Source organism: Pantoea sp. SOD02, from assembly GCF_024707505.1.
Classification (GTDB): domain Bacteria; phylum Pseudomonadota; class Gammaproteobacteria; order Enterobacterales; family Enterobacteriaceae; genus Pantoea; species Pantoea symbiotica.
In genome coordinates, this window is sequence record NZ_CP102604.1 from 50,266 (window position 1) to 68,526 (window position 18,261).

Consider the following 18,261-nt stretch of genomic DNA (forward strand, 5'->3'; position numbering starts at 1 on the left):
ATTAGTCGATTGGCGATTATTTTATCAACTGCAACGGAGCCGAACCGATAAATGGTTAAAATGCTCCACAATTACAACCTCATTAACAGCGTCTACAGTTAACCTATCCACCTTCTTTCACTAAGCCTCTGACACCATGAGCCTTTCCCTGATGCATTACCTTCGCGCACGCCTGCGTTTGCTGGTTTCGATTGTGGCTGGCGTGGCCTGTTATTTTTTCCTGCCTGCACATCTGGGCATGTTGCAGCGTCTGCTGATTGGCTGGAACGTGCTGGCATGGCTCTATCTCGCTTTTCTGTGGCTGCGCATGTTAGGCACCGAGGCCAAAGACATTCCGCATATTGCGAAAATCGAAGATGAAAGTGCGACGTTGGTACTGAGCATGGTGACGCTCACCTGCATGGTTAGCATTCTGGCGATCCTGATAGAGCTCACCACGCTGAAAAGTCTGACAGGAACGCCGCGCGTGCTGCATCTGCTGCTAACAGCGGCAACCTTGGTGGTCTCATGGGCGCTGCTTCCAACGTCATTCGCCATGCATTATGCGCATCATCACTATCTGCGTCGCAGCAAAGACGTTACGCCGATGATCTTCCCTGAGAAGCCCGAGCAGCCGGGATACTGGGATTTTCTCTACTTCTCTTTCACTATCGCGGTAGCTTCGCAAACCGCCGATGTAGCAACGGGCACCACGGATATGCGGCAAATCGCTCTGTTGCAGTCGGTGATTTCGTTTGTATTCAATCTGGCGATTTTGGGATTGTCGGTGAATGTGGGGGCGGGGTTGTTGAGTTAGTGGGGGAGAAATGCAGAAGTGGCGGAAGATCACAGGAGTCGAACCTGCCCAGGACCGCTGGCGGCCCCAACCGGATTTGAAATCCGGCCGCCTCACCGGAGACGACGATCTTCCTTTGAAGATGCCGCAGGAGTATAGCGACAATCGCGGCGGAATTCTTGATCTTAGCCGTGCGTCACAGCACGTTTTCACCGTGAAGCTGCCGATACTCCTTCGGCGTATTGGCATAACTTTTCTTAAACACCGAATAGAAATATTGCAGCGATGGGTAGCCACACATTTGTGAGATCTCATTGATGCTCAGTGACGAACACGCCAGCAGCTCGCGCGCTTTCTCCAGCTTTTCGCGATGAATCATGGCGTGAATGGTGTCGCCGGTTTCATCGCGGAAGCGTTTTTCCAGATTCGATCGCGAGATGCCGATGGCATCCAGCACTTGTTCAACTTTAATGCCTTTGCAGGCGTTAAAGCGGATGTAGTGCATCGCCTGAATTACCGCCGGATCGTGCAAGGAGCGGAAGTCGGTGGAGCGCCGCGCAATCACTTTTACCGGTGGCACCAGAATTCGTTGCAGTTGCAGAGGCTGATTATCCAGCAGGCGATGCAGCAGTTTTGCCGCCTGATAACCCATCTGACGCGAACCCTGCGCCACGGATGAGAGCGCCACGCGCGACAGATAACGCGTCAGTTCCTCGTTATCGATACCGATCACCGTGAGCTTTTCCGGCACCGGAATTTTGAGGTATTCGCAGGCCTGCAGCAGATGGCGAGCACGGGCATCGGTGACGGCGATGATGCCGGTTTGCTGCGGCAGCGTTTGCAGCCAGTCAGCCAGTCGGTTTTGGGCGTGCTGCCAGTTTTCCGGCGCTGTTTCCATGCCCTGATAGACCACGCCTTGATAACGTTCACGCGCCACCAGCTGGCGAAACGCATGCTCACGCTCCTGTGCCCAGCGTTTGCCGCTGGCTGCGGGCAAACCATAGAAAGCAAAGCGGTTCACGCCTTTCTCTTTCAAATGCAAGAAGGCGCTCTCGACCAGCGCGGCATTGTCGGTGGCGATGTAATGCACGGGCGGATAGTCCTGCGGCTGATGGTAGGATCCGCCAACACCGACAATTGGCACCGACACGTTGGCCAGCAGTTTTTCAATCGAGGGATCGTCGTAATCCGCGATAACCCCATCGCCCAGCCATTCACGGATGTTGTCGATGCGGCAACGAAAATCCTCTTCAATGAAAATGTCCCAATCCGTTTGAGATGCCTGTAAATATTCACCGACGCCCTCAACCACCTGGCGGTCATAGACCTTATTGGCGTTGAACAGCAACGTAATACGAAAGCGTTTCTCATGCATCATGGCGCACTCTCCTAAATCGACAGCACCTTGCATAGCATGGCACGACGGACAGCAGAAAGAATTTGCGCCACATTGTGATCCCCCACGCGATTACACCCGACGGCGCGTCGCGGTATCCATCCACACCGCCAGCAGCAGGATGGCGCCCTTGACGATGTACTGCCAGAAAGTCGGGACATCCATCATGCTCATGCCGTTATCCAGCGACGCCATGATAAATGCGCCGATCACCGCGCCCGCCACCGAACCAACGCCGCCCGCCAGGCTGGTGCCGCCAATCACACAGGCGGCGATGGCATCCAGCTCGGCGATGTTGCCTGCCGAAGGCGAACCCGCGCCAAGGCGTGAGCTGAGAATCAGGCCTGCAATCGCCACCATCACGCCATTGATGGCGAAGACTGCCAGCTTGGTGCGGGCCACATTAATGCCGGAAAGGCGCGCGGCATCCAGGTTGCCACCGATGGCATAGATCCGGCGGCCAAAAGCCGTGCGCGTCGCCATAAACATGCCGCCGAGCAGCAGCAGCGCCAGCAGTAACACCGGCGTTGGTACGCCGCGATAATCGTTGAGCAGCCAAATCGCGCCTAACACCAGAACAGCGGTGATGACCTGTCGCACCAGCGCACCGCTGACGGAGGTTTGCGTCAGACCAAGCTGTTGGCGACGCAGACGTAAACGCCATTGCCAGAGGATGAACAGTGCCAAACCCGCAAAGCCGAAACCAAAACCGATCCCACCAGGCAGATAGCTTTGCCCAATCTGCGACATTGCCGGGCTGGTGGGCGCTACCGTGGTACCGTCGGTGATGCCGACCAGAATGCCGCGAAACGCCAGCATTCCCGCCAACGTGACAATAAACGACGGGACTTTGCGATAGGCCACCCACCAGCCGTTCCAGGTGCCGAGCAGCAGGCCCATCACCAGGGTTACAACGATGGTGAGTGGCAGCGGCCAACCGAGCCAGACGTCAAAGATGGCCGCAGCACCGCCGAGCAATCCCATCATCGAACCGACTGAGAGATCGATTTCCGCTGAGATAATGACGAACACCATGCCGACCGCAAGAATGCCGGTGATCGCGGTCTGGCGCAGCAGGTTGGAAACATTACGTGCGCTGAGCCACGCACCGTCGGTGGTCCAGGTGAAGAACAGGGCGATCAGCACAATCGCACCCAGCATCACCAGCACCTGCAAATCCGGCAGCGAGAATTTTCCCGGCGCACCTTTACCCGGCGTGGTGAGGCCGCGTTGCGTACTTTCGGTCTTAAACATAGTGTTCACTCCGCAGGGCGGCTTCCATCACCTGCTCCTGAGTCAGGTTATCGTTAATCAGATCGGCTTTGATTTTGCCTTCATGCATCACCAAAACCCGATCGCTCAGGCCCAGTACTTCGGGCAGCTCAGACGAAATGACAATCACGGCAATCCCTTGCTGCACTAACGAGTTGATCAGCAGATAGATTTCCTGGCGCGCGCCCACATCAATGCCGCGCGTCGGCTCATCAAGAATTAAGATTTTTGGGTTGAGCAGCAGGCATTTAGCAAGGATCGCTTTCTGTTGATTCCCACCGCTCAGGCGACCAATCGGCAGTTCCGCCGACGAGGTTTTTACCCGAAGGCGCGCAATGGCCTGGTTAATTGCCTGCTGCTCCTGCGCTTCATCCAGCAGCGAAAGACGGGGAGAGAATTGATCCAGCGCGGCCAGCGTAATGTTTTTGCCCACGCCCATTAGCGGCACGATGCCATCCTTTTTGCGATCTTCCGGCACCATCGCGATGCCGTGAGCGATGGCGGCGCGGCAGTCATTGATACGGACTTTCTTACCGTTGATGTGAATATCGCCCTGCCAGCGTCCCGGCCAAACGCCAAACAGACACTGCACGGTTTCGGTTCGCCCGGCACCGACCAGCCCCGCAATGCCAAGAATTTCGCCGCGCTTCAGGCTGAAAGAGACGTTATCCACCCGGCGAATATGGCGGTTGATGGGATGCCACGCCGTGAGGTTCTCCACCTGCAACAGGGTTTCGCCAATCTCGTGTGGGCTATGCGGATAGAGCGCCGTCAGCTCGCGCCCGACCATCATGGTGATGATGTCATCCTCACTCAGCCCGGCGGCCGCGCGGGTCGCGATATGCTGGCCGTCGCGGATCACGCAGATGGTGTCCGAAATCGCTTTAACTTCATTGAGTTTGTGTGATATGTAGATGCAGGCGATGCCGTGCTCGCGCAGGTTTTTGATGATGCTCAGCAGCACCTCGGTTTCCTGCTCGGTAAGCGAAGAGGTCGGCTCGTCGAGGATTAGCAAGCGCACCTGTTTATTCAGGGCGCGTGCAATCTCCACCAGCTGTTGCTGACCTAACCCCAGCTCTCCGACGCGCGTATCCGGCGATACATGCAGTTTGACTCGCTCCAGCAGCTGCTGGCAGCGCAGCGTCATGGTTTCGTCATCCACCATGCCGAAACGCCCCAGCTCAGCGCCGAGGAAAATGTTCTCCATCACCGTCAGCTGCCGCACCAGCGCCAGCTCTTGATGGATGATCACAATCCCTTTGCGTTCGGTATCGCGAATGGTCTGCGCCTGAATCTCGTCGCCCGCAAAATGGATAGTGCCTTCGAAGTCACCGTGCGGATAAAGCCCGCACAGGATCTTCATCAGCGTCGATTTTCCCGAGCCGTTTTCGCCGCACAGCGACATCACTTCACCAGCTTCGAGCTGCAGGCTCACGTCATCCAGGGCTTTCACCGCGCCGAAACGTTTGGTGATATGGTTCATTTCCAGCAACATCGACATATCTCCTTTGCGGGCTCGCGCCTCAGAGTTCGCTCTGCTTGTGGAAGCCGTCTTTAACTACCGTGCTTTCAATGTTGTCTTTGTTCACCGGAATAGGATTCAGCAGGCGCGATGGCACATCTTTCAGGCCGTTGTTCAGCTTGCTGTTGCTGGCGGGTTGTTTGTCGTCACCGAGTTCCACCGCGATTTTGGCCGCTTCGGTCGCCAGTTCGGTAATGGGTTTGTAGACCGTCATGGTTTGTGTGCCGTTCATAATGCGTTTGATGGCGGCGAGATCGGCATCCTGACCGGAGATCGCGACTTTACCGGAAAGTCCCTGCGCGCTTAATGCCTGAATGGCACCGCCTGCGGTGGCATCATTCGACGCCACCACGGCATCAATATGGTTGCTGTTCGCGGTTAAGGCGTTTTCCATTATTTTCAGCGCATTTTCTGGCAGCCAGGCATCAACCCACTGATCGCCGACCACTTTAATGCTGCCATTATCAATATAAGGTTTTAACACTTTCATCTGACCGGCACGGAACAGGCGCGCATTATTATCCACCGGCGATCCGCCCATCAGGAAGTAATTACCTTTAGGCACTTGCTTTACAATACTTTCGGCCTGTAATTCGCCCACTTTTTCATTATCGAATGAGATATAAAAATCAATGTCGGCGTTATTTATCATGCGGTCATACGCCAACACTTTAATGCCTTCACGTTTCGCTTCCGCCACAACGTTACTTAAAACCTGACCGTTATAAGGAATGATGACCAATACATCGACGCCGCGATTGATCATATTTTCAATTTGCGACATCTGCGTTTCTTCGTTGCCGTTGGCCGATTGCACAAACACTTTGGCGCCCAGTGATTCGGCTTGTTTAACAAAGATATCGCGATCTTTTTGCCAGCGTTCCAGACGTAAATCATCAATAGCCATACCGATTTTGACTTCTTTAGCGCTACCCGCGTGACTAAACAGGGCCAGAGCCGCGCAGGCGGCCAACAGTGATTGTTTCATGTTCATGGTATTAATCCTGTAGGTTGAGGCTGTTGTCGTTGTAAGGCTTATAACCAGGCCGATGAATTGTTGCCCTGAGTTTCAGGTGACATCAATTACTGATTTTTATCCGGCTATTACGTTTTTTGGTTTATTTGCGATTTTATGAGCGTGATCGATATTTCAACGCTTTCAGAAAAAACGAAGCTGAGAAGGTTGAATGCAAATAACGACATTATTTTGCGAGCTGGCGCACAAATAATAATTATCTTACGTTGAGTGTTAAATATCGTAATTGAGCAGCAGTAAATTACATCATCACAATAACCGCTCAAAGCTGACCATTCGGGTCCTCATGCTAAGGAGCTAACTATGCACGCCTATTTCGACCAGCTTGATCGCGTTCGTTATGAAGGGAGTAATACCCGTAATCCTCTGGCGTTTCGTCATTACAACCCGGACGAAGTGATTCTCGGTAAAACCATGGCGGAGCATCTGCGCTTTGCCGCCTGTTACTGGCATACCTTCTGCTGGAACGGCGCGGATATGTTTGGCGTTGGGGCGTTTGATCGTCCGTGGCAGAAGCCGGGAGATGCGCTTGAGTTGGCGAAACAAAAGGCCGATGTTGCCTTTGAGTTCTTCCATAAACTGAATGTGCCTTATTACTGCTTCCATGATGTGGATGTCTCACCGGAAGGCGATTCGCTGAAAAGCTATCGCGAAAACTTTGCCGTGATGACGGATAAGTTGCTGGAAAAACAGCAGGAAACCGGCGTTAAACTGCTGTGGGGAACCGCCAACTGCTTTACCCATCCGCGTTACGGTGCGGGTGCGGCAACCAATCCAGATCCGGAAATTTTTGCCTGGGCGGCCAGCCAGGTGTGCAGCGCCATGCAGGCCACGCAAACTCTGGGCGGCGAGAACTATGTGTTGTGGGGCGGGCGTGAAGGGTATGAAACCTTACTTAACACCGACCTGCGCCAGGAGCGCGAGCAGATAGGCCGGTTTATGCAGATGGTGGTGGAGCATAAACACAAGATTGGTTTCCACGGCATGTTGCTGATCGAACCCAAGCCACAGGAGCCGACAAAACATCAGTATGACTATGATGTGGCAACGGTTTATGGCTTCCTGAAGCAGTTCGGGCTGGAGAAAGAGATCAAAGTGAATGTGGAGGCTAACCACGCGACGCTGGCGGGCCACTCATTCCATCATGAGATCGCAACGGCCATCGCGCTGGGCATTTTTGGCTCGGTGGATGCTAATCGTGGCGATATGCAGTGTGGCTGGGATACCGACCAGTTCCCGGTCAGCGTTGAAGAGAATGCGCTGGTGCTGTACGAAATTATCAAAGCGGGCGGATTCACCACCGGCGGCTTAAACTTTGATGCCAAAGTTCGCCGCCAGAGCACCGATAAATATGACCTGTTCTACGGCCATATCGGCGCAATGGATACTATGGCGCTGGCGTTAAAAGTCGCGGCCCGCATGGTGGCGGACGGCGAGCTGGATAAGCGTGTGGCACAACGTTACAGCGGCTGGAACGGTGAGTTCGGACAGCAGATTCTGAAGGGTGAATTTTCCCTCGCCGCACTGGCGGAACAGGCGCAGCAACAGCAATTCAATCCACAGCATCGTAGTGGACGCCAGGAACAGCTGGAGAATCTGGTGAATCACTACTTGTTTGATTTTTAACTTTTCAGGAGCGCAGCATGGTTATCGGCATCGATTTAGGCACCTCCGGCGTGAAAGTGGCGTTGCTGGATGCGCACGGCAAAGTGATTGCAGTGGAGAGTGCGCCGCTGGAGGTGTCGCGGCCGCAGCCGTTATGGAGCGAGCAAGATGCCGAAAGCTGGTGGCAGGCGACCGATCGTGCCATGCAGGCGCTGGCGCAGCAGCACGATCTCAGCGGCGTGAAGGCGATTGGCCTGAGCGGGCAGATGCACGGAGCCACCTTGCTGGATAGCGAGAATCGGGTGCTGCGTCCGGCAATTTTGTGGAATGACGGGCGCAGCGGCGAGCAGTGTCAGGAACTGGAAAAGCGCGTGCCGGATTCGCGACGCATCACCGGCAATCTGATGATGCCCGGCTTTACCGCGCCTAAGTTGTTATGGGTTAAACAGCATGAGCCACAGGTGTTTGCTCAGGTGGCTAAAGTGCTGCTGCCAAAAGATTATCTGCGCTTCCGCATGAGCGGTGACTTCGCCAGCGATATGTCGGACGCAGCGGGAACGATGTGGCTGGATGTGGCGCAGCGCGACTGGAGCGATGAGATGCTCAGCGCCTGCGAGTTGCAGCGCAGCCAGATGCCGCAACTGTTTGAAGGCAATCAGATCACCGGCACGTTGTTGGCGGATGTCGCCGCGCGCTGGGGCATGCAAAAAGTGCCGCTGGTGGCGGGTGGCGGTGATAACGCGGCGGGCGCGGTGGGTGTCGGCATGGTCGAGCCGGGACAAGGCATGCTGTCGCTCGGCACGTCGGGCGTCTATTTCCTGGTGAGCGACGGTTATCTCAGTAATCCACAGCGCGCGGTGCACAGCTTCTGCCACGCGCTGCCGCAGCGCTGGCATTTGATGTCGGTGATTTTGAGCGCGGCTTCCTGTCTCGATTGGGCGGCTGCGCTGACTGGCTGCGCGGATGTGCCGCAACTGCTGAGTGAGGCGGAAAAAGCGCGCAGCGATGTGCCGCCGGTGTGGTTCCTGCCTTATCTTTCTGGTGAACGCACGCCGCATAACAATCCGCAGGCGCAGGGCGCGTTCTTTGGTTTAACGCATCAGCATGGCCGACCAGAACTGGCGCGTGCGGTGCTGCAAGGCGTGGGCTTCGCGCTGGCCGAAGGCATGGATGCGGTGCATGAGTGCGGCGTGCAGCCGAAAACCGTGATGCTGATTGGCGGCGGCGCGCGCAGTGCGTACTGGCGTCAGATGCTGGCGGATATTAGCGGGCAGACGCTGGATTATTGTCACGGCGGTGAAGTCGGCCCGGCGCTGGGTGCAGCGCGACTGGCGCAGCTGGCGATAGATCCGGCGAGCGAATGGCCGTCGCTGGAATTGGCGCAGCGGCATCAACCGGATGCGGCACGCCATCAGGCGTATCAGCCGCAGCGCGAAGTGTTTGCGCGTTTGTATCAGCAGCTGCAGCCGTTGATGTCTTGATGTGGGAGAGTGATGGCTGGATTTGGCAGAGTGTTGGGGGTTTTATCAGGTATTATTGGGTGATTGTGTTGAATCGAGTGGCCTGATTTGGTCGGCATAAATGCCAACCCTACATTGTAGGGTCGCCATTAATGGCGACCTGGCCGAATAACGCACCCAACCTGGCATTTATGCCAACCTGGCCGAATGCCGCACCCAACTGATGGAGCCCACCATGCCGCAATCCGTCTTCTTCCTCGTGCTTCCCGGCGTGATGGCGCTGGATCTCACTGGCCCTGCTGAAACCCTGCAGCTGGCCGACGGCCACTTTATGCTGCATTACATCGGCCCGCAGCCGAGCGTGCTGTGCTCCACCGGCATGACCATCGCAGACATCGCGCCGTTGCCTGCGCAACTGCCGGAAAACAGCCTGCTGGTGGTGCCTGGCGTATACAATTCGCGCGTCTGTTTCGATACCGAACCGGCAGCAATAGCGCGTGACTGGCTGCGCCAGCAGCAAGCGGCGATTACCGATCAGCGCATCACGCTAGTGTGCATCTGTTCCGGCGCATTGCTCTCGGCACAGGCGGGATTGCTGGATGGCATTCAATGCACCACGCATCACGATGTGTTACCGCGCCTGAAAGCGGCAGCACCGGCGGCGTTAGTGAAAGATAATCGGGTTTTCGTCGAAGATGGCGGCATCTGGACCAGCGCGGGGATTACTGCGGGTATCGATCTGGCGCTGCATTTAATCAATAGATTGTGCGGTGCGCCGCAGGCATTGAAAGTGGCGCGCGAAATGGTGGTGTGGTTCCGCCGTTCCGGCGACGATCCACAGCTGTCGCCGTGGCTGCGCTATCGCAATCATATGCATCCGGCGATTCATCGCGCGCAGGATGTGATGATTGCCCATCCCGAACACGACTGGTCGCTTACCGCTTTGGCCGAGCGGGCGCACGTCAGCGAACGCCACCTTACGCGGCTGTTCCGCCAGCATCTTGGCATCAGCGTGCGCGAGTACCACGAACAGCTGCGCTTAGTGATTGCGCGGCAACGTCAGCAGCAGGGCGAAGCGGCGGAGAAAGCGGCGCTGGCCGCCGGATTCTCCTCGGCACGCCAGCTGCGCCGCGCGCACCAGCGCTGGGACGATCAGCTCACCAGATGACGCTTATCCACGCGCTGTAAGCCCATCGCCAGCAGCAGGCTGCCGATCAGCGTCACGCCCATCACCCACGGCAAATCGAGCCACGGACGCGACATATCGTCGTAGTGATTGGTGCGCAGAAAGTGGATAAACAGCGCGTGAAAGCCGTAGATCGGCAGTGAATAGCGCGAGATGGTGGCAAGTCCCGGCAACGCGCGCTGATTCAGCGTATTTTTGAACAGAATCAACAAGCTGATGGCGGCAATAAATACCAGCGGCCCGCAGTAGAGATACCAGGTATCGTTGAACGCGCCGTTGATTTTCAGCATCTGTTTGGTGCCGAGCGCAATGCCAATCACGCAGGCAACAAAGCCCAATCCCGCCAGCCAGCTGATGCTGCGCTTGTCGGTCTCCATGCAGCCAATCGCACGTCCGAGCAGCGCATACAGCAGGTAATAAATGCTGTCGCCGCTGACATACAGATTGACCGGCAGCCAGTGGAACGGCCCCAGCGATTGGCTCACGGTGTTCGGATTCGCCAGCACCGCCAGCACGATCACCAGCATGGCGACATAGCGCGGTGCCACGCTTTTCACCTGAATCAGCGGAGATAACAGATAGATGCCGATAATGGCAAAGAAGAACCACAGGTGATAGAACACCGGTTTTTGCAGCAGCTTGAGCAGCGATCGCCCTTCATTGATCGGCGTTAGCCAGGTGATATAGACCAGTGCTACTGCGCTGTAGAACAGCAGGCACAGCACGATGCGCAGCAGATGCCGCCCTTGCGCGCTGCGTTCGCCGAAAAACAGATAGCCTGAGATCATAAAGAACAGCGGCACACAGACGCGTGACGCCGAGTTAAGCAGGTTCGCCACATCCCAGCTCATGCCTGTCACCGCCATCGGTCCGGTGATGTACCAGGTTGTGGTGTGAATGACGATCACCATCAGGCAGGCAACCGCGCGTAAGTTGTCGATCCAGTAAATTTTTTGCTGCATGGCGTCCTCTTGCATTTGCTGCGAAGAAGGGTAGCCAGTGAGCCGCGCGGCAACAACCTTTTGCGCTGTAATTCAGATCACTCTGTTACCAGGTCGCCATAAATGGCGACCCTACAAAAACAATTCCGATCCGTCGTAGGGTCGCCATTCATGGCGACCTTGCTAACCGCGCACCAAAAACTTCTCGATCACCGCTTCGTCGGGCTCAACGCCGAGGCCCGGCTCGCCTGGTAGCCACGCGTAACCGTCGGCGATGCGCACCGGATTCTTCGCCAGCGAGCGGCTGATTTCACCCGGCTCGACGCAATACTCCATCACCAGCGCATTCTCAATCGCGCAGAGGAAATGCAGCGAGGCAGCGGTATTAATGTCGGTGGTGAAGTTGTGGTTACACACTTTGCGTCCGCGGCTATGCGCGTAGCTGGCGATCTCCATTGCCTGGGTGAAGCCGGTGCGCGTCAGGTCGATCTGCACGATGTCGATGCCGCCTTCATCAATCAGGCGCTGGAAACCCGTTACGGAACACTCTTGCTCACCGGCAGCGATATGCTGCTGGCACGCGGCGGAAACCTGGCCGTAACCGGCGTAGTTATCCGGATGCAGCGGCTCTTCAATCCAGAACAGATTGAGATGTTCATAGCGCTGGCTGCGGCGAATAGTGGTTTTGGCATCCCACACGTGGCCGACATCCAGCATCAGATCCACGTTATCACCCATCGCTTTGCGTAGCGCCTCGAGATAACGCAGATCCAGCGCTTCGTCGTTGCCAAACGGCTCCCAGCCAAACTTCACGCCGCTATGACCGGTATCAATCGCATGTTGCGCGCGCGCGACCGTCTCTTCGACGCTGAACTGGAACATGTTGGAGGAGTAAACGCGCATCTTGTCGCGCATCGCGCCGCCCAGCAGTTCAACAATCGGCTTGCCGAGCGCTTTGCCTTTAATATCCCACAAGGCGATATCGATGCCGGCCATCGCCTGCAACACCGCGCCGCTGCGGCCGTAATAGATGGTGGCTTTGTGCATCTTCTTCCATAAACGGCCGGTTTCCAGCGGGTTTTCGCCGATCAACAGCGATTTCAGGCCGGTGACCATAGTGTGCGAATAGGGCGCTTCGATGATGGCTTTGGTGACATACGGACTGCCATCCACTTCGCCCCAGCCGGTGATGCCGGCATCGGTGGTAATTTTGATCAGCAGCGCATCCTGAGAGCTGTCGGTGCGCTGCTCAATCACTGGCAGGCGCAGGTAAAACGCCTCAACGTTAATGATTTTCATGGTGTTTTCCCTGGTGTAAAAGCAATGCGAAATTAGCCGAGAGCGGAACGGTGCTGGCGGCGTTGGGTAATCAGGGTTTCGTAATCCACGTCCAGCGCCTGAATGCGGATGTGATTCTCAACCTCATCGGTCATTTTGGCGATTTCGCCATCGGCAAAGACATTAATCAGCCGTTGGTGCTCCTCGATGATGTCGCTCATCGATTTGCCCATGGTGGAGAGGCCGAAAATCACCGTCAGCTGACGGGCAATCGACTCCCACAAATTGCTCAGCACCGGGTTGTGCGCAAAGCTGCACAGCGTGCGGTGGAAATCGGTATCGGCGGAGGCAAAACCGTAAACGTCGTCGTTTTGCATCATCGCCTGCATCTGCGCCACGCCTTGATACAGCTGATTAAGCTGCTCGGCGCTGTTGCGTCCGGCCTCAATTGCGCGGCGACAGGCCAGCGTCTCCAGCGGGATGCGCACATCGATAATCTGCTCCAGCCGCTGATGCGAAATTTCCATCAGGCGGATACCTTTATACGGTTCGCTGGTGACGATGCCCTGGCTCTCCAGAATGCGCAGCGCCTCACGAATCGGTACGCGGCTCATGCCGAGCTTGGCCACCAACTCCGGTTCCGCGATGCGATCGCCGGGCAGGATCAGGCCGCGCGAGGCGGCGCTGAGAATCGCATCCACGGCGTGATCGACCAACGTGCGCGGACGCGCGGTATTCCAGCTGTTATCGGTGGCCGCATCCTGCGCCAGCGGGGCGCTGTTTTTACGACTAGCGGTAGAGGATTTTCCTGCCATGTTATTTGTCCTGTTTAAACCTGTCGGGTCACGAACTGACCGAAGCCGGGTTCAACCTGCATCTGGTCATCCTGGAATACCGTGACGCCACGAATCAATGTGCGCACCACTTTACCCTGACAGCGCATCCCTTCAAATGCGCTCCACTTGCCGAGTCCCTGAAAATTCGCGCCGCTCACCGTCCAGCTTTGGGTAGCGTCGTAGAACACCAAATCGGCGTCGAAGCCGGGCGCAATCGCCCCTTTTTTGCCCCACAGCTGGAAAGCTTTGGCCGGTCCGCTGGCGGTCATGCGCGCAAACTCGCTGAGCGCCACGTCACGTTCTCTATGGGCCGCACTGAAGAACATCGGGCTGAGGGTTTCCACGCCGGTTAATCCCATGCCCGCATCCCAGATGCTGGCTTCACCTGCCTGCTTTTGTGCGGGCGTGTATGGGCAATGGTCGGAAGCGATCATGTCAATATCGCCGCGCAGCAGCACCTGCCACAGCGCATCCACCACCGGACGCGGGCGGATCGGCGGACCGCAGCGCGCGTTGGGGCCGATGCGCACCAAATCGTCTTCGTCGAGCAGTAAATAGTGCGGACAGGTTTCGAAGCTGGCGCGTACGCGGCCTTTGGCGGCGACAATGGTTTCCGCCGCGCGCGCCGAGCTGACGTGCACGATATGGCAGCGCGCGCCGGTCTCTTCGGCAATCGCTAACACGCGTCCCACCGCTTCGATCTCGGCGATTTCCGGGCCCGCCAGCGCGTGCGCGCGTGCATCTTTGCGTCCGGTACGACGTTGCTCGCTGCCAGCACCGATCAGAATCTCGTGATTCTCAGCGTGCACACCAATCAGCCCGTCGAAGGTGGCCAACTCGCGCATGGCGCGCAGCAGGCCGTCATCGTCGAGACGCGGCAAACCTTTCTCGTCGGTGGCTTCACCGTTGGGCGCGCCGCTGCACAGGAAGGCTTTGAAAGCCAGCGCACCGGCCTGATCCAGCGCCGCCAGTTCATGCACGTTGCGACCATCCAGTCCAGCCCACATTGCGTAATCCACCGAGCAGTTGTCTGCCAGCCAGCTTTTCTTGGCGCTGAAGTTAGCCAGCGATGTCGCCGGTGGCAGCGAATGCGGCATTTCGACAATGGTGGTGACGCCGTGCGCCGCCGCACCGCGCGTACCTTCACGCAGTTCCTGCTCGGGGAAATCGTGCGAACCGGTGAAATGGGTATGCACATCAATCGCGCCAGGCACGATGATCAAGCCTTGCGCATCAATCACTTCATCAACGCCGTGCGTGATGGCGCCAGGCGATAACACGCCGCTGATCTTGCCGTTTTCGATCAGCAGATCGGCCAGTTCAGCGCGGGTTTCTGTCACCACCAAACCATTAATAATTAGCTGTTTCATCACTCTGCTCCTGCCTGCGTCACCAGCGCCGCATACGGCACCGGCTGTGAAGAGTCGAGCCAGCCGATTGCAGTTAACAGCTGGCTGAAATGCGCAAACTCAGCGCGCGGAATCACGCAATCTGGCGCAAATACGCCGGCCTGTTGATAGGCGGCGAGGCCGCGCACCAGCGCATCGCGCGGATAATCGGGGTAAAAAGTCTTTACCTGTTGCGCCAGTTCGCTGGCGTTATGGTTCGCCATCCACGTGAGCGCCTGCGCAATGGCGCGGGAGAAGGCGGCGAAGGCAGCGGCTTTCTCCTGCAGCACATCGGCGCGGGCGATGTAGGCGCTCCACGGCACGTGACCGCACAAACTGGCGAGGCTGCTGATGCTGTTAAGTTGTCCGGCGGCGATGGCGGGTGCCAGCATATGCATGGCGTGCAGCGCATAATCCGCTGCGCCAAGGGCGACGGCGGCAAAATCATGCGCCTGGTCGCCGCTGCCGGCGATCAACTCGACATCATGCTGCAAACCGTGACGCGCCAGCAGCCAGCGGAACGTCAGGGTGGCGGTACCGACATTGCCGACATCCAGCACGCGTTTACCGCGCAGATCGCTGAGCTGAAAATCCGGCTGCGCCTGCGCCGCCGCAAGAAACCACGGATTGGCCGCCACCGAGGCGCAGAAACACTGCAACTCTGCGCCATGCTGCTGAAGATGCTTCATCACCACCATTGGGCCGCCGAGCGTGAGATCGGCGTTGCGGCTTAATACCGCTGGCACTTGCCCGCCTTGCACCGTGTGTCCGCCCGATTCGCTGGTGGTGAAGATCACCTGCAGCTGCTGCGCGGCAAACAGGCCAAGGCTTTGCGCCAGATAGTGCGCGCAGTAATAGATGCGGGATTCGCTGGCATCGCCTTGATTGAAAATCAATGTCTGCATTGCCACGTACCTCTTTAAATAGAGTTTTAATGCATTATTCGGTCGCCATGAATGGCGACCCTACGAATCAACTACTGCGGCATTACGGTGATGAAACTACCGTTAAGGCTTGTCATATCGCTGACGCCGCACCAATGGCTGATCGCTGTGATTTCATTGATCCAGCCGGACAGCAGATCGAACACCGCGCTTTCGCCACCCGCGACTAACGCACTGATGATCGGTCGCACGCTGAGCGACAGCGATGCGCCGAGGCAGCGCGCCACCACCGCATCGCTGCCGCAGCGCACGCCGCCATCCAGCAGCAGCGGCAGACGCGTCACCGCCTGCAAATCGGGCAGCTGATCGACTGGCGTGGCCCAGCGCGCGCTCTGGCGCAGGCCAATGTTCGAGGCAATCAAACCGCTGACACCGTGCTGTGTGGCCTGCGCCGCATCGTCATGATGCAGAACGCCTTTCAGCCACAGCGGCAGTTGATGATTGGCGCAGTGCGCCGCTACCTCGTCAATTTCCTGCCAGCGCCACACCGGAAAAGCCGGCAGTGGTTCAACGCCCGGCTGCGTGCCGCCGATGGTGTGCCAACCGCGTTGTTTCAGGGCATCACCAATCGAGAAGCCGCCGGGCTGTAATCCGGCCACCGGATGCACCGGTGCCAGCACCGTTAGCACGATATTTTTAAATCCGGCCTGCGCAGCCTGATCGATTAATTCTTTGATGCGGCCAACATCGCCCGCCGCACGCAGTTGCAGCCAGCAGCGATCGTACTCCGCACCAATCTGCTCCAGCGGCGTGACGGTCTCTTCGGAGATCACCAGCGGCAGCTGCAGACGTTTGCAGGCGCGCGCAATCGGCAGGACACCTTCTTCGTGGAAAATACGGTCACCGGCAAATGCGCCGACGCCAATCGGCGCGGACCAGTTCTGCTGGTGCAGTGAAATCTGCGTGTCGATGCTTTCATTGCCCTGCAGCACGCGCGGTAACAGACGAAAGCGGCGCAGCGCCTGCTGATTGGCATCGGGTTCGTTACCCAGCGCATCGGCCGGTTGGCCCTGCATATAGCGGAACAGCGCATCGCCGAGGCGCTCGCGTGCCGTGAGTTCAAAGCGCATGGGCATGTTGCGCCTCCACAGCATTTTCATGTTCAAGGAAGGTGGCAAACGCTGGCGTTTGCGGATTTTGCAGAATCGTCGGCGGGCCTTCTTCAATCAGCGCGCCGTTCTGCAGGAACACCACGCGATCGGCAACGCCCGCCGCAAATGCGATGTCGTGGGTGCTGATGATCATGGTGATGCCGGTTTGCGCCAGGCTGCGCATAGTTTGGTTCACTTCGCGCACCAGCTCGGGATCGAGCGCGGAAGTCGGCTCATCAAACAGCAGGATTTGCGGTTCTGCCGCCAACGCACGCGCAATGCCGACGCGCTGCTTCTGTCCGCCGGAAAGTTCATGCGGCAGCGAGGCGGCGAAATCTCCGAGTCCTACCATTTTCAACGCGCGCATCGCTTTGCCGCGCGCGATTTCCGGCTGTGCGCCCTGCACGCGCAGCAGAATGCTCATTACGTTTTCCAGCGCGGTGAGGTGATCGAACAACGCGAAGTGCTGGAACACGATGCCAATGCCCGATTTGGCACGGTTCAGCGGCAGATGACGCTGCGCCAGCGCACGACCGTTTTCGTCGCTGCCCATAAAGTGGCCTTCGGTTTGAATGGTGCCGCTGCTGCGCGGCGTCAGCGCCAGAATCGATTTCAGCAGCGTACTTTTGCCCGAACCGGAGCGACCGAGCAACACCACCACTTCGCCGCGACGTACGGTTAACGACAGCGATTTCAACACCGCTTTACCAGCGTATTCAACGCACAGCTGATCCACTTCCAGTACCGGCGCGGCAGTTTGCGTATCCCAGCGTCGTTTCGGTAGCTGCATCGGCATCACTTCCGCTTCTGGCGGCAGTTTCGCCAGCCGCGCGCGTGCCCGACGCGCACGTTCATCAAGGTTGTAGAACTTCTCCAGCCACCACTGACCGCCCGCCAGCAGCGTGGAAAGAATCAGGTAGATGCCGCCCGACGCGACCAGCACCGGAATAAACAGGAAATTTTGCGACACAATCGCCTGACCGCGCATCGTCAGCTCATTGACGCCCACCACCGAAGCCAGCGAGGTGGATTTCAGCAGCCCAACGGTTTCATTGCCCATGGTGGGCAGAATGGCGCGCAGCGCCTGCGGAATCACCACGTGAATCATCTCTTTGCTGCGCGAGTAACCGAACGCCTGCGCTGCCATGCTTTGGTCGCGATCGGTCGCCATAATGCCGCCGCGAATGATTTCGGCGCAGAAGGCGGTTTCGTTGATCATCAGCGCAACAAGCGCGCTGGTGAACGGACTCAATCGCAGGCCAAATTCCGGCAGCACGTTGTACAGCAGAATCAGCTGCAGCAGCACCGGCGTGCCGCGCAGCGTATAGATGTAGATTTTCACCGGCACGCGAATAAACCAGTGCTTTGAGCTGCTGGCTAACGCCAGGAAAAAGCCAATCAAAATGCCGCCCGCCAGCGCGCCAACCAACAGCTGCACGGCGATCACAGCGCCTTCCCACAAGTAGGGGAAAGTCAGGTACTTAAGAAAATCATCCAAGGCGTTATCCTCCTCAACGCCTCGGTTTAGTCA

Annotated in this window: 15 protein-coding genes and 1 tRNA gene; 4 read left to right on the forward strand and 12 right to left on the reverse strand. The window is 57.5% G+C overall.

The window, feature by feature from the left end:
• Positions 1–136 precede the first annotated feature (136 nt).
• Positions 137–796, forward strand: a complete 660-nt coding sequence (locus tag NR302_RS00250) for a DUF1345 domain-containing protein (RefSeq protein WP_258144261.1) — start codon at positions 137–139, stop codon at positions 794–796.
• A gap of 19 nt (positions 797–815) precedes the next feature.
• Here the strand turns inward: NR302_RS00250 and NR302_RS00255 are convergent.
• From NR302_RS00255 to xylF, 5 genes are all read right to left on the reverse strand, one after another.
• A tRNA-Sec gene (locus tag NR302_RS00255) sits at positions 816–910 on the reverse strand.
• Between the two features lie 61 nt (positions 911–971).
• The gene (xylR, locus tag NR302_RS00260; RefSeq protein ID WP_061719296.1) at positions 972–2,150 is read right to left on the reverse strand and encodes a D-xylose utilization transcriptional activator XylR; all 1,179 of its coding nucleotides are present in this window, start codon (positions 2,148–2,150) and stop codon (positions 972–974) included.
• A 93-nt stretch (positions 2,151–2,243) separates the two neighbouring features.
• Positions 2,244–3,425, reverse strand: coding sequence for a xylose ABC transporter permease XylH (gene xylH / locus NR302_RS00265; RefSeq protein ID WP_008105258.1), 1,182 nt, complete (start codon positions 3,423–3,425; stop codon positions 2,244–2,246).
• Positions 3,418–4,944: a xylose ABC transporter ATP-binding protein gene (locus NR302_RS00270; RefSeq protein ID WP_258144262.1), complete on the reverse strand. Its 1,527-nt coding sequence runs from the start codon at positions 4,942–4,944 to the stop codon at positions 3,418–3,420. Before NR302_RS00270 ends, xylH begins: the two co-directional genes overlap by 8 nt.
• A gap of 22 nt (positions 4,945–4,966) precedes the next feature.
• A complete protein-coding gene (xylF, locus tag NR302_RS00275) occupies positions 4,967–5,959 on the reverse strand; it encodes a D-xylose ABC transporter substrate-binding protein (RefSeq protein WP_008105256.1) in 993 nt (330 codons plus the stop codon).
• Between the two features lie 345 nt (positions 5,960–6,304).
• On the opposite strand from xylF, the gene xylA reads away from it, so the two are divergent.
• The 3 genes from xylA to NR302_RS00290 all read left to right on the forward strand — a co-directional run bounded on the left by xylA (position 6,305) and on the right by NR302_RS00290 (position 10,234).
• Positions 6,305–7,627 (forward strand): xylose isomerase, encoded by a 1,323-nt coding sequence (gene xylA, locus NR302_RS00280; protein WP_061719300.1) that lies wholly within the window; start codon positions 6,305–6,307, stop codon positions 7,625–7,627.
• A gap of 17 nt (positions 7,628–7,644) precedes the next feature.
• Positions 7,645–9,087 carry a xylulokinase gene (xylB, locus tag NR302_RS00285; RefSeq protein WP_258144263.1) on the forward strand — a complete coding sequence of 481 codons (1,443 nt, stop codon included), beginning with the start codon at positions 7,645–7,647 and terminating at the stop codon, positions 9,085–9,087.
• Positions 9,088–9,301: 214 nt separating this feature from the next.
• On the forward strand, positions 9,302–10,234 hold the full coding sequence (locus NR302_RS00290) for a GlxA family transcriptional regulator (RefSeq protein ID WP_258144264.1): 933 nt from the start codon (positions 9,302–9,304) through the stop codon (positions 10,232–10,234).
• Here the strand turns inward: NR302_RS00290 and NR302_RS00295 are convergent.
• From NR302_RS00295 to NR302_RS00325, 7 genes are all read right to left on the reverse strand, one after another.
• Positions 10,219–11,214 (reverse strand): acyltransferase, encoded by a 996-nt coding sequence (locus NR302_RS00295; RefSeq protein WP_061719302.1) that lies wholly within the window; start codon positions 11,212–11,214, stop codon positions 10,219–10,221. The genes NR302_RS00290 and NR302_RS00295 overlap by 16 nt on opposite strands.
• Positions 11,215–11,376: 162 nt before the next feature.
• Positions 11,377–12,492 (reverse strand): mandelate racemase/muconate lactonizing enzyme family protein, encoded by a 1,116-nt coding sequence (locus NR302_RS00300; RefSeq protein ID WP_154194638.1) that lies wholly within the window; start codon positions 12,490–12,492, stop codon positions 11,377–11,379.
• Positions 12,493–12,524: 32 nt separating this feature from the next.
• Complete coding sequence (locus NR302_RS00305) at positions 12,525–13,286, reverse strand: GntR family transcriptional regulator (RefSeq protein WP_258144265.1); 762 nt, start codon at positions 13,284–13,286, stop codon at positions 12,525–12,527.
• Positions 13,287–13,300: 14 nt separating this feature from the next.
• On the reverse strand, positions 13,301–14,677 hold the full coding sequence (locus NR302_RS00310) for a dihydroorotase family protein (protein ID WP_258144266.1): 1,377 nt from the start codon (positions 14,675–14,677) through the stop codon (positions 13,301–13,303).
• Positions 14,677–15,600 carry an ABC transporter substrate-binding protein gene (locus tag NR302_RS00315; protein ID WP_258144267.1) on the reverse strand — a complete coding sequence of 308 codons (924 nt, stop codon included), beginning with the start codon at positions 15,598–15,600 and terminating at the stop codon, positions 14,677–14,679. Before NR302_RS00315 ends, NR302_RS00310 begins: the two co-directional genes overlap by 1 nt.
• A gap of 71 nt (positions 15,601–15,671) precedes the next feature.
• Positions 15,672–16,715, reverse strand: a complete 1,044-nt coding sequence (locus NR302_RS00320) for an alpha-hydroxy acid oxidase (protein ID WP_258144268.1) — start codon at positions 16,713–16,715, stop codon at positions 15,672–15,674.
• Positions 16,699–18,228, reverse strand: coding sequence for an amino acid ABC transporter permease/ATP-binding protein (locus NR302_RS00325; RefSeq protein ID WP_258144269.1), 1,530 nt, complete (start codon positions 18,226–18,228; stop codon positions 16,699–16,701). The genes NR302_RS00320 and NR302_RS00325 overlap by 17 nt, the downstream gene beginning before the upstream one ends.
• Between the last annotated feature and the right edge of the window lie 33 nt (positions 18,229–18,261).